Consider the following 13,481-nt stretch of genomic DNA (forward strand, 5'->3'; position numbering starts at 1 on the left):
AATGCGTGTTCGCTTGGTTCTATCAAGTCGTGTTCCATGTTTCGGGACTGAACATGGTCCCTAATGGTTGCCGTGGTCTATGGGACTGGCTTGATGCTAACCGCCAACTCTACGTAGTCCCGAATTCGCGAAATGTCAGTATCAATTTGAGCGAAGATTGCTTCCATCTGAGGCATCGTTTCGTTAACCATTTCCGATATTGCGCCCAGCTCCGAGTAATAGACTTTCATCCTACCTTCCTCGTCGTCATACGAGTTTTGGTGCGCCTTGTAACCGTCAAGGACAGACTTCTTATAAAACGGATGAGCCACGCCGTACCAAGTGTCGTACCTTTCCGCCAATTCGCTTGAGATGTACAGCTTGTTCGCTTCGATAACCTCTCTACATCGCGCAAAAAATCCAGAGAATCGTTCCGTAACCTCCTCGAACAATTCTCCATGCTCCACTTCATGGCTTTCATTTTTGTAATGGGTAAACTCGTTGCTGATTTTCGATAGCTCGGTGTAGACCTCAACTTTCTTCGAGAATATGCGCTCAAACGTTGGTCGCGAAATTGCGTTCAGGTTTTGCCTATCACTGATCTTCCGTTGGAGGTCAGATCTCACGGACTCTAGCTTTACGTCAAAACCAGTCTGAACCCCTCTCTTTGCTATGAACACAATCACCGGAAGCAAAGCCACAAGAACGGTATTGAACACAATCAATGCAGTTTCCATCACTTCTGCCCCGTCACCGCCTTCACCTCAGCCAACAAATCCCCAAACTTTCCATAATTCACCTTCACCCCATCATCCAAGTCCAGGCTGATGCGCTGGTCGGCGTAGTGGCGGAGTTTTTCGTCAAAATCGGCGAGTTCTGTTTGCTGTTTATGCAAAGTGGCGATTTCTTTTTCCAGGCGCTTGGTTTCAGCGGCTGAGGCGCTGGCATCTTTATCTTGTTCGAGCTTTTCAGCGTAGGCGTTGAGCTTGGCGCTGAGGGGGATGACGTATTCGGTACGCATCCGTGCCAGTGTGCCATCGTTGTAGCGTTGCAGGTAGACAAGGCACTCGAACGCCTTGTGTTTGCCAGAGCTGAACAGCCAGTAAATCGGGCGCTTTTTGTAGGTGCGCAGATGATCCTTGAAGAACTGGGTACTCAGATAGCGGCGGATCGTGTCGAGGGCAGATTCGCCACGCTTGGGTTTGATAGCGTGCAGGCAGAGGCTTTCGGCTACAAAATCCAGGTTTTTCTGTAAGGGCTTCCCCCCCCAAACTACGCGGAGAAACTCGCAGAAACGATTTGTGGCATCGTCGGGGAACCATTCTTGATCGGTCAGCGGCAGGATGGCGTCATCGTCTGGGGCAAAACGCGGATCCGGAACCTGATTGAGGTAGTCCTGAAGGGTTTCACCCTGGCTGGCGAGAATCAGACCCTGCTTGTCCAGCGAGTAACGGCCCATCATGCAGCCGATGGCATAGGACACCAACTCGCGTAGGGTGTCACATTGCAACAGGGTCTCAAGCTCTTCATCGCTGCGATTCGCGCCATAACGATAGTAGGGATTGCAATTCAACGTAACCTGATGCAGCGGAGCATCAGGACTTAGCTCACCGTTGAGACCGTAGGCTTCAATAAAAAGCCGATTGTTGTCCTTTTCGAGACTCTGCATTCGAGTTGTGATTTCCAACCACCTAGAAGAGATCGCACTATAGGAAGCCCGCAACTCGGATGAGAAAAAATCCCCGTCTAGTAAGTGTGGCTTTCTGAAGTCAAAAGATATCTCAGAAGAATCCCAATCGTATTTTCCAATCTCTACAAGTTCTCGGACATCCGTCCGGATGCCATCTAGTAACACTCGGTCGATACTTTTAAACGGCAACTGAGAAACACTTCCAACTAAAAAGTGCAAAGTTGGATTCATGATTTGCATGAAATGTAAGGCGACGTTTGAACAGAAATATCCCAGCGATAACTCCGTGTCCTCAGAGAAAAATGTTGGCCCCTCGACATTAAATGTATCACCAGTTTGTGACAGGCGGGCACTAAAAGAACCACTGCTGGTATGGGACCATGTAACTCCCGGCTTAAACATAAAGTCAGGGTTACGAAGAGCAGAACTCGGGTGTCTTCTTACCGCATCTCCATCATTTAACCAATTGATGACATAGTCATAATTCCCATACCATCGACGAAAACTACCCCCTTTACGATGTGGGAACCATTTATAGCCGGAGTTTTTTGCTTGATCTCTGCTCTCAATATCAAATCCAATGTCTGCAAAAGAAACCTCAAACCATTGCTTTAGCAGTAAATCATTATCACCTGTCTGATGCCCCGCACACGCCTTTCCTACACTATTGAGGGACGGGTTGTCTGAAAACGCACGCTTAGTCTCAGCGCTTATCCAATACGCCACCGGACTCCCCGGAATCTTCATAAAATCCGCCGCAGAGGCCCGGTAAAAATGCTTCGCCATGTTCTGTGTTTCTTGCTGGCTCATTACGCTCCCCCTTTGGGTAATACTTTCCGATCTTTCGACATGTCAGCTGCAAAGCCATCCGGTACTGGCTTGAAGCCTTCACTTGGAGACCGATGGCAGGACTGGAATTGGCGCAGGGCCAGAACGTCGATTTCGCCGGTGATGCAGTAATCATGGTTGCCGCCTTTTACGCGCAGCAGATCACGTTTCCAGCGGTCTTTATAGGGCGCACGAATCCGGCTGTCCCCGTATGTGCGGTTGTTGCTTTGAATAATGTAAGCGTGGATATCCAATGCCGAGGACTCTATAAGTGAGCTAAAAGTATCAGTGTCCGGGTTCCACTCGGGAACGAACAGTGCATCCACCTTTCCTCTCAGATCTCCCCGGTACCGGATGTTGGTCAACTCACTGCATATCATCAGCGCAAATCGGAAATTACCGTGCTTGATGATTGGCGGTCTCTCCCACGAGACATCGGGAATCATTTCGAAACCGCCAAGCTTGTCCAATTCAACGCGTTCGTGTGGTGCCGGAACCTGCTTGTCCTGCTGGTAAATCATGAGAGACGGAAAACCTAGACCGTCGTGAGTCAGAGAGGCCCAAACCTGGTTTCTGACTTTTTTCTTTCTTGCGTGGAGATACTCTACCCCAGTGATTAATGAGATGCCTCGGCCTTTGAGCTTTTCGGCAATGCGCATGAACCACCGCGTCGGTAGAGCTAGCTCAGGAAATACCAGGTAGCCTGCACCATCTGGGCGGGATATCAGTTCGTTAATCAGGCGATTGAGGCGTTGATACCGGCGTCGGCTATCCGGATCTGGCTTAGCCATAACTGCCGCAATGAAGCTTTTGTCGCTCGTTTTCCAGCTTGCGACCGCAACGGTCTGCTTCGGGGCTGGTTGCCCATCTGGAACTCGCAGCACACGACCATTCTTGCCCCATGTCGGCATCTTCTGCTCTTTTGTTGAAAAGCCTCGCAGTGCGAGAACAACCTGGTTAAGTGCTCGCTGACTCTTTTGTTTGAATGGCTCCTCGGCCACCAGATAAAGCTCTTGAAGACTGAATGGGCGCGTGGCGAAGTAGAGGCCGCCCGGTGTGTTATTTGTCAGGCGAACCCATCTACAGAGAACTTTGACCCCGGATCTCACATCAACAGGCAGAACATCATCTACAAAAGCCTCAATTAATTTAGTACGCGCGGGAATCCCTCGACGGCTGACCATCTCCTTGGGTAGACCGATAAAACGCAGCGGGACATGAGCGAGATCATGACTAAAGAGCTGAAGATGGTAGCCCTCAAGCTCTTCAATGGTTTCAGGGAACATGCTCAGTCCACCTCCTGCCTCCCATAAGGCCTCGGTGATTCTGCGCCAATGTGAAATGACGTGCTGTTCCCATTCCCGAACTTTTGACGCTGCTAATCTCGGAGGCAACGCCGCAACGATGTTTTCGGCAATAGAGTCATTCAAGGCCGATCGCCAACGATCCAGGATTTCTTTGGCATCCAGCTCAACATCCTCGCTCATTGCTTTGATTTTCGGTTCGCAGTCTTTTGCTACCGTATCCATCAACTTTCTTAGGCTATGCAGGATATCGCCGAGTATCTTGAAGTCCTTACATGCCACGGCCATTCGGATGATACGCGGTAGGTATTGCGCCAGCTCGAAGAAGGTGACCGGAGTAATCAGGTGGTCGATAACGGCCGAAAAGAAAGCATGACGCTGTGCCTGCCATGCACTTGGAGGAAGGTCACGCTCGTATGCCTCGTAATCCCGCAGGTTGAGAGCAAAGCCGGCTCTGTGCAACGTCAGCGCGTCAGTCTTACGCAGGTTATCCGCTTGCTCACCGGCATGGTTTGTCGCTTTTAGCAGATCCGTTGCAATTGTGTCGGGGTTTTCTGAAAGATTTGGGAGTGATCGCCACTCACTGGCACGCTGGTTGACCTGTTCGGTGATGGCGTTGACCAATGCTTTTCCGGGACCACCGGACAAGACAAACAGTTTGTTCTTGCTGTTTTCGAAGGCCACATGGCTGTTCGTAAGGTAGTCCGGTTTGAAAAGAATGCTCTTGTCTTCTGGATTCTTTTCTTTGTCCCAGCCCAGAATGTCAGCACCACCGTCTCGGCTGAATATCCATTCCCAGAATTGGTCAGTGGTTTTGATGTCACTGGTGTTTTCCATAACCAGCAGGATGTCGTCTACGTAACGGCCGTAATAAAGCGGCACCACCTGTTGCTCGATGAACTGATCAAGACCGATTAACGCGGCATTGGCGACCACCGCTGAGGCGGGCAAGCCCGTTTTCAAAGGCGATTCCTTTGCCCAGGCAATCAGTGCGTTGATGAAGAGCTTGTTCAGCTTTCGTTGAGCCTCATCCAACTCAACCCCTGCGACCTCATGAAAGTCCTCGCTAAGCATAAAGCCAGGGGCGAGCCGATGGTAAAAGCTGCTGACATCCGCTGTGAGTGCCAGAACCTTTTTCTTCTCATCCAGTGCTGTGCGCATGGTCTTTATGGCACCGTCCCGCCAATCACGAAACGGCTTCAGATACTGTTTGAAAGAACCCAGCGAAAGCTCGTTAATCTTGTTCTCATTTGTTCGGCGGAGCCGGCTGCCATAAACGTTCGTGCTGAGCCGCTCATCGAAGAGATGGCCGACCTTCAGCACCCAGAGCGCTGACAGGACATGGAAATCCATGCTGCATTTGGCCATGAGCCGAAATTCAGCCGTGGCCTTTTCTCCGGCTTTGCAGATACCCACCCACTCATCCTCTGGCGAGCCATGGATCAAACCAGCATCTTTTTCTTCTGAAAATTTGATGGATTTTGGCGCGAGCGTCCAGGTACCAAGAAAGTCAGATTCTTTCACCCAGGTTGTAGACCTGTCATTAATCTTCTCTCGCAGGCGCTGAAGATTTTCCTCCAGGTTTGCCTCATAGTCGGAAATTGCGAACAACGAAGGGTTGGTGGAGTAGTAGAGGTCTACCTTAGCTTTGCGGAAGGCGATGCTGAGGTCTGTTAATTCAACTTTCACTGAATTGCCTCCAGTAACAGCCTTCGCTTCTCCGCCTCAGATTTGGCATCCACCAAACGAATGTACGCGCCCGAATAATTGGGAAAGGCTGCGTTTTCGACCACGAACGCCGTTGTGGAGACCACTTCGCCGCTGATACTGTCGAATGCGCGACTCCCCATGTGCGCCATGGTAATGATGGTGGCGTTGTGAAGTAGCCATTCCCGGAGCTTTTCGTAGCTGGACAGGAACATCCAGGACTGCATGTTGATCTGCGCGTTGTATCCGTTGGGCTTGAGCAGTGAAAATGCTCGCTCCATAAAGATCGCGAAGAGATCTGACTTGCTGTTCGGGTAGGCATCTTTTGCGAACTTTTTCAGCGGCGCATTCATGCCTTTGCCGCCCATGTAGGGTGGGTTCGCAATAACTGCATCATACCGCTGGGCCAGGATCCATGCCTGTTGAATATACGGCAGTAATATTTCCGCCGCTGGTTTCTGCATCACGTCACCCGTGCGAGCCAACTGCTCCAGTTCATCAACCAGTGTTTTCAAAGGTGCTGCATCTTCCTCCGGCACTTCGATCAGTGAGCCGAAGGTTTTGGCTTCTTCAAACCGCTCCAGAGTGCGATGCAGAAGTTGGTAACGTTCATCGGCATTAGCACTGCTCAAGTCAGCCTGTTCTCTTTCAAAAAGGCTCTGGGAACTACCCTGCTGCCAGTCCCCACTCAGATTCAGATCCTGCCAGAGTTGCGGCAGGTTCAGGTGTCCTGTTTCCTTAAGGGATAGTACGTTGAGGGTAACGTCTCCTTCCGCCACCCGGCTAAACAGCCGGCGGTCGTCTTCCCGTGCCAGCATCATCAAGGCGAAGCCCGCCAACTGCCCTGCCCGGTCGTCGATGTCCAGGCCAAACAGGTTGTGTTTCAGGATTTGCTGCGGGATGTCCCGGCTGCGGTAGCCCCGTTCTTCGTAGATGGCTTTCAGGATTTTGTAGGCTTCCACCAGTATGTGGCCGGAGCCACAGGCGGGGTCGAGAACTTTGATGCTTTCCGGATCTACGGCATCGGGCACTGTTTCATCCAACTGGGCCTGCACTTCCGGGGGCTGTTCGCCGGGTTCGATGAAGTACGGCATCTGGTTTCGCAGGGGGCTGTCTGGGTAGGTTTGCAGCCACTGGCGGCCTACGGAGTTTTGTACCAGGTACTGCACTATCCAGTTGGGGGTAAACAGCTGGGTTGCCGCCGGAATGTCCTCGCTTTTAACCACCTTGCCGATCACCTGGTCTTTCTTTTCGGAGATATAAAACTGGTACAGCCAGCCGATTATTTCCACATCCTGCCAGTCATCTTCCGGGATGGCATTGACCAGCTCACGGATGAGGGAATCGGTTTTGGTGAGGTTGTCTGGTAGCAGCAGTTCGGTGGCGTCGTCTACGGCTTCAAATAGGAACGGCATAGCCTCGTGAAGGGCGTGACACTGGGCCAGCAGAAGTTCCCGATACAGCTCTTCGTCTTTGTTGCCGTCCAGCTTCAGTTCGGCGACTTGTTGTGGGTCCAGCCCTGGCAGGCTGATGTCCAGGCAGTCGTCGAGGATCTGCGGTGTGCCGGCTTCACCGTTGGAGGTGCTGAGCACGCGGCGGCCATGATCCAGGAAGTAGTGGGTTTCCATGTAGCGGATAGCGCACAGGCGGTTGAACCAGCTGTAGGCGGCTTGTTCCATGGCCTGGGCAAAGCCCATTTGCTCTACAATGCGCTCCAATGCCTTTCGGGCCGGTGCGATGGCTCTTGGGAAGGCCTTTTCGCCAATCAGCTCAATATCCCCCCGCTGCTCCATGGGCTCGGTGCCTTTGGCGGTGATGCCATAACGGGCCGCCTGTTTGGTGACCGCAGCGATGAAGTTGTTGCGGGCTTTGGGGGCGTATTTTTTGATGTTGGCAGTGTTCATGCTTGGTTTCAGACCTTCTCAATCAAGTCGTCTGGCACATCTTTAAGGAAGCGGCAGAATGGCTTGCTACCAACGAGAGTGACACTTTCTTTAGCGCGGGTCATGGCGACGTAGAGTACCCGGCGGAGCAGGTTTTCTTCGTCCGCCTGATCTTCTTCGGGCACGCTTTCCAGAAGTCGGCCAGGGTATTGGGCGTCGTGGAGACCCATGACCACTACGTGATCGAACTCCAACCCTTTCAACTGGTGGTAGGTGGTTACAACCACGCCACCACTGAAACTCCCTAAAGTCGCGCCTTTGGCTTTTTTGACCGTAACGTCCAGCTTTTCCAGCGCCTTTTGAGCAGGGATTAACTGCCGGTTGAATGGCATGGCCACAGCAACGGTGGTTGTTCGCAGGCGTTTGAAATTTTGTGCGACGTATTCATAGCCCGCGGTGTAAGCCGACCGGGCATCAGCGGCACTTATTACCCGCACCTTGTCGCCGTTTTTGGTGGGTTTCACGGGCGGGGTGTAGTCCGCCATCTGGCTGACATCGTTGTTTGCCAGCATATATTCCGCTACATCCATAATCTGGCGGGTAGTTCGATGGCTTGAGGACAGTTTTCGGGACCGACCGCCCTGTACCTGGATACCCACGGAAGTCCAGGAGAAACTGCGGCGATAGATCTTTTGCGCCAGATCCCCCGCCATACTAAGGGACACACGGGGAACCTTCGCAACGGCCATCAGCCAGCTTTTATCGAAATCCTGAACTTCATCAACCATTACATGGTCATATCTGAGATCTTCAGGAAACTCGCCCGATCCCGTCATCAGCGCCCGAAGCACCAGCCCGGCGGGGTTGTCGTAATCTTCGCTGCTGGTTACCTCCAACCACTCCTGATATGCCTCGAACACATGCCATACAAATCTTCGGTCTTCCTGGCTGAGACGAATATTTTTGCCGCGCCCCACTCGCTCTACCTGGAGATACTCATCCAGACGGGTCACGTGCTGGCCGAAGAGCCAGGCAATTTCCTCTCCCCACCAGTTCAACAGTGCAGTGTTGTTATCGATATTAAAAAGACGGTGTTCGCCCAACTCCTGCTTGGACTCTGCGATCAACTTTTTAAGCTGTTCATTCCTTGTTTTGCCGTTGACCCAATCTTTTAATTCAAACCCTAATGCCTTGGATGTTCGTCTTGCCCAGTCGTGGTAGGTCATGACATCCAGATCGTTCTTAAGGCCGGCTTTGCAGAAAGCCTTTTTGACGTAAGCACTCAGCGCGCCGTTATAGGTGAGAAACAGCAAGGATCCTTTACTCATGGAGGAGAGGATTCGGCACGCCCGGGCAGCCAATACGGTGGTTTTGCCACTACCCGCCTGCCCTCTTATCAACAGATGATCCTGGGGATCAAGGCTAATGATAGCCTCTTGCTCCGCGGTAAACGTGATGACGGCTTCCACCGGGGCTGGCTCAAACATATCTTTTGGGGGTTCGGGGTGGAGTGCTTTATCTTCCTGGCTTTTAGTCAGACTCCATTCGAAGTTGTCATTAATCTCGGCTTTACCCTCCGTTTTAAGGCGGTAAAGCATTGAATTGACGTCGCTTCGGTCTGTGTGATACCCAAACTCGTTCGAAAAAATAGTGGCCAACTGACGAGCCTTTACAGGCCCATGCGTGCCAACCAGATTGAGTAGCTGAATGTCTGATAGTTTTTTTGTCATGGCGCTTTCAGTTGCTCGCTGTAGTCCGATTACTTGGATTAACTGGTTACACTCGGTTTTCTTACCGCAAACGCACCCGCTTGTTTTGCTTTATCGCGGCTTCCAGCTCTTTGCGAAGCTCATTCACGAACTGCTCTACATCTGCCTCAGTCTCAAGGTAGACGCCGGAGCCGATAGCTCCGAAGACTTTAGCCGCGCTAACGTCTACAACAGGCTTTGGCATGGAAACTGGTGTAGGTTTAGGTGCAGAGTCCTGTGCCACCGTGCCGGTGTAAACCTCATTATCTTCCAAAGCATCCTTCTGAGCTTTGGCCTGCTTCTCAGCCTCCACCTGGATAGCCCGCTCCAACTCGAACAGGCTGTCTTCCAGTTTTTCCTGGGCGGTCTGGGTTTGCAGCATAAAGATCTGGGCAATGCCGGTCTCGACGGCCAGCTCTTCTTTGATCAACTGCAAGGGCCGCAACAGGCGGTTACTCAAGTCCGATGTGGCTATGCCGCTTTTGAGAATTTCTGCCTGTAGCTGGGCGATTTTTTCGTCCACCCGGTCGCTGGCATGGCTGCGCTTCTCTTCAAGAATCCGGTTGTTAACGGTTTCTACGGTTTCTACCAGGTTAGCCACTTTGTGCAGCTGGCCGTAGGGGGCATCGGCCTCTGAAATGCGCTTCATTTCAGCCAGTGCCTTGCGGGCCGCGTCGTCTTTTTCCAGCGCCTGCCGGTTTTTCTCGAAATGGGCCAAACCGGTTTGAAGCTGCTGCCAGCTATGAATCTGCTTGGTGAAGAACTCGTGGATGTCCCGGTAGTCTTCCTCCAGGTCCAGGTAGTCATCTTTTTTGTTGATGACGGCTTTGAAGAAGTCGAAGCTTTCCCGGTTGGCCAACAAGCGTTCCAGAGTCAGGGTGGACTTTTCGATCACCGGCTTGCCAGGGAATCGGCCCACATCAGTCTTGCTCTTGTAGCTTTTCAGATTGGCCAGCCAGTCGTTCAGGTGGTTCTGGTAGAAGTCGAACAGATCTTTTTCCGTGTCCGGCCCCAGGGCATTAAACAGGTCTCTGGACAGGTCCCGGGCTTTTTTCAGGATGGCGTCGTCTGTCTGGCGCTTTTTCTGGACGGAGATTTCCCGGCGACGCCGACTATTGTTGAGGTAGTCGAACACCTCGTTGAGCGGCATGGACGGGCCACCAGTGTGAAATGAAATGCGACCGGAAGCCGCGAGGCGACCAATAATCAGCAGGATTTCACCATCCGGCCAGCCGTAGGGACGGGCGGCGAATCGGTCGATGATGTCGCTCACCAGCAGGCGCTCGTTGCTGCCGGCGCGGAGGGTAATGTATTGCTCTACCTCTTTCACGGCCTGGGGGTTGCCCTCTTCCCCGTCCAGAGCCATGCCCATCTGGCCGACATCATCTACGGTAAGTACGGCACTGAGTTCCCGCATCGGGTCTTGCTGGAGCACCTTCAGGAAGCCGAGTTTGGTGTAGGTGTTCTCCAGCAGGTATTCACAGGCCTCATCAAACCGCACAACAAGACTGGAAGTGGACAGTTTCAGGTGTTGCCCCAACGCATAACATTCGGCCCGCAAAAGCATGTCTTCCAGGGTGTGGCGCAGGCGTTTGCGACGTTCCTGGTTCTCCCGGCCACGGTCGGCCAGAATGCGGGTGAGATCTGAGTTGGTGCCGTCGTCGTTCAGACGGATGAACTTGTTGGTTTTGAGCCAGGTGCGCAGTTCCTGGAAGAAGGTTTTGTCGTCCAGCAGTTTGATCACAGCCTGCCCGGCCACGCCTTCATTGGATTTATTGATGCAGCCGGCTTCAGTGAGCTGGCTATAATCCAGGTCCAGCGGTGACACCACTTCCACCCGCAGGTCGGATTCGTAACGGCCATCCAAGGTGTGGCCATCCAGGTAACGGCCGATGCTGTAGTCGGTTTTGTTGATGTGGTAACGGTACTTGTTCTTGTCTTTCAGCAGATCTTTGAAGATCAGGCTGGCCAGTTCCTTGTTTTCGTCGGTGCTGGCAATGTCAGTCGCTTTGATCTTGCGGGTGATGTCCCGCTCTTCGTTGGTCAGGAACAGAAACTCGTCACCGTTGCGGGTGATCAGGCTTTCTTTTTCCAGCCGGTGAACGGTTTCCTCAATACGCTTACGCAGGGCGAGTTTGTCTTCGTCGATTTTCTCGATGGACAGGGTAACGAGGTTGTCCAGGGTGCCTTTGATCAGGTCCACGTAACGGATCATGAACAACGTTCGCAGAATCTGAACGTCGAAGGCATCCAGGCTGGCGTTTTCACTGGCCTGATCGATGGTGCGCTTAACCGCCGTATCCAGGAACCCTTCCACGGAGCGGTAGAAGGCTTGCATGGGCACCAATGCGCCGATGTCTTTGCCGGCTACGCTCATGGCTGCCATTTGGAAGGCATCAAGCATGGAACGCTCACCGTAGGCCAGATGAGCACCGGTTGCGCCTACCTTGCGGATTTCCTCGAAGACCTTTTGAACCAACTGGAAGTGATAAGGGGCAAAAGGATAGTTCGCGACAAAGCTGTCCGGCCCATCGAAGTTCTTCAATGTGGGGCCGGAGCGGTCAAAGGTGATCTGGTTGCGGAGGATGTCGCCGCTTTTATCCCAGGCGGCCCGTAGCTCGGCTTCTGCTTCCGGAGTTTTGCGCAACAACCGTTTCTGAATGACTTCGTCGGTATTCGAACTGGACAGGGACAGGCGCGTCTTGAATCGACCGGCAATCTTGGAGAAGTCGTTGGCCTTGGATGAGGTGAGATCGCCCAGTATGGCTTCCATATCCGCCTGGGAGGTGACCACTATCCAGGCGCGGCCGTTACAGATAGTGCCCAGGTTTTCGGTAATGGTTTGCAGTGTAAGCATCAGTTTGGTGTCGGAGCCAATGAACTGCCCTACTTCGTCCACCATGAAGATCATCCGGTTTTCTGGGCCCTTGGCGTCCAAGTATTCCTTAACCCAGCGGCAGAAATTTTCTACCGATACAGAGAAGGTTTCTTCCGATTCTTCAAACCATTTGTGGGCAGCATCGGCAGAGAGGCTTAGAGCTTTGGCGATCGCAGTTTCGATGTCGTCTTGATAGAACTGATAGCCGTCCCGCTCGTCTACCCACTCCGACCCTGTAGATGCTTTGAAGGCATCCTTGAACGCCTGGTACACCCCTTTCTGTTCCAAATGGCGTTCCATGTGGGCAATGTGGGGGTGATCGCCGCTGAAGCCCTGATACTCGTTAAAGACACGCAGGAATACGTTGAGGATCGGGTTGCCGGAGTCGTTGGAGCTGGCTTTGGAGTCGATGTTAAAGAGGATGACATCGGCCGGAGTAGAGGCGGCTTTCTGCACATCAGCGCGGATCATGGCGTCGCGTAGTTTGTGCTCATCGAAGAACTCGACAGCCTGTCTGTTATTGCCCTGCCCATCGTGGGCTTCTTTATTCTCCATCAGGTAGGACAGCGCCTTCAGGAAGTGCGATTTACCTGAACCGAAGAAACCGGAAATCCAGATACCCACCCGGTTAGGGATAGAGGGGTCTTTAAGATCGGTGCTGTAGCTCTCAAAGAAATCCCGGAAGTGTTTTTCCAGCTCGTTGGTAACCACATACTCTTCCAGCTCCTGCCAGACCGTGGCGTCATCCGATTGGTCGGCTTTGACCACCCCATTGATGGAGCGGTCTAACTGTTTGAAGAAGAGGTCTTTGATAGTCATTGCTGATCATCCTTGTAACTCGGTCAGGTACTGCCAATCAGTTATGGGGTACCAACGAAAAGGCACGGTAGTAGTTGTTGCTGGTAATACGATTGAACAACGTCAGGCTCTGACCGTTGTATTCACCCGGGTAAAATAAAACAACGGGCTTATGGCCTAGCAGGCCGTGGAGTTTGTTGAGCAGGCCGTGAGCGCGTAGTACCGGCCAAACAGATCCTATTCCGTGGATAAGGATGATGTCGCTTTCGCCGGCGCTTGTCTGTTCCATTATGCAAGGCGCGAATTTATCCATATGCATGGGGCCAGACAGGGCTTTGAGAAGCGCTTTGTCGCCCTTTTTCACCTGCATGTCGCAGGCTTTATCCAGGAACTTGCGGTCAGCAAGATAGTTACGCATAACGTCCAACAGGTTGATGCTGGTTATTTTCAGATGGCTGTGTTTTTTAGACAGGAAATTAGTCAGGAAATCCAGGTATTCGCGGACCTTGAGTTCTTGCTCCGGGGAATAGTCAAACACCCAAAAGTTAATGTCTCCGGCAATGCTTTTTCCCTGAAGGAATTCTTCGGAGAGAATTTTGTCCGGAATCTGATTAAGCCGGTCCTGCAACGGCTGACTCATGCACGCGCTCCATCGATCTGTTTTTC

Annotated in this window: 7 protein-coding genes; all 7 read right to left on the reverse strand. The window is 52.4% G+C overall.

The window, feature by feature from the left end; genetic code table 11:
* Window positions 1-77: 77 nt before the first annotated feature.
* The gene (locus KO508_RS09745; RefSeq protein ID WP_216008129.1) at window positions 78-716 is read right to left on the reverse strand and encodes a hypothetical protein; all 639 of its coding nucleotides are present in this window, start codon (window positions 714-716) and stop codon (window positions 78-80) included.
* The gene (gene pglX / locus KO508_RS09750) at window positions 716-2,479 is read right to left on the reverse strand and encodes a BREX-1 system adenine-specific DNA-methyltransferase PglX (RefSeq protein WP_216008130.1); all 1,764 of its coding nucleotides are present in this window, start codon (window positions 2,477-2,479) and stop codon (window positions 716-718) included. The genes KO508_RS09745 and pglX (KO508_RS09750) overlap by 1 nt, the downstream gene beginning before the upstream one ends.
* Window positions 2,479-5,490, reverse strand: coding sequence for a hypothetical protein (locus KO508_RS09755; protein ID WP_216008131.1), 3,012 nt, complete (start codon window positions 5,488-5,490; stop codon window positions 2,479-2,481). The genes pglX (KO508_RS09750) and KO508_RS09755 overlap by 1 nt, the downstream gene beginning before the upstream one ends.
* Entirely contained in the window at window positions 5,487-7,412 is a 1,926-nt protein-coding gene (gene pglX / locus KO508_RS09760) for a BREX-1 system adenine-specific DNA-methyltransferase PglX (RefSeq protein WP_216008132.1), read from the reverse strand. Before pglX (KO508_RS09760) ends, KO508_RS09755 begins: the two co-directional genes overlap by 4 nt.
* Window positions 7,413-7,420: 8 nt before the next feature.
* Window positions 7,421-9,121 carry a 3'-5' exonuclease gene (locus tag KO508_RS09765; RefSeq protein WP_216008133.1) on the reverse strand — a complete coding sequence of 567 codons (1,701 nt, stop codon included), beginning with the start codon at window positions 9,119-9,121 and terminating at the stop codon, window positions 7,421-7,423.
* A 61-nt stretch (window positions 9,122-9,182) separates the two neighbouring features.
* Window positions 9,183-12,836, reverse strand: coding sequence for a BREX system P-loop protein BrxC (gene brxC, locus KO508_RS09770; protein ID WP_216008134.1), 3,654 nt, complete (start codon window positions 12,834-12,836; stop codon window positions 9,183-9,185).
* Between the two features lie 37 nt (window positions 12,837-12,873).
* A complete protein-coding gene (locus KO508_RS09775) occupies window positions 12,874-13,455 on the reverse strand; it encodes a DUF1788 domain-containing protein (protein ID WP_216008135.1) in 582 nt (193 codons plus the stop codon).
* Window positions 13,456-13,481 lie beyond the last annotated feature (26 nt).

Source organism: Marinobacter salexigens (assembly GCF_018860765.1).
In the GTDB taxonomy this organism is placed as follows: Bacteria; Pseudomonadota; Gammaproteobacteria; order Pseudomonadales; family Oleiphilaceae; genus Marinobacter; species Marinobacter salexigens_A.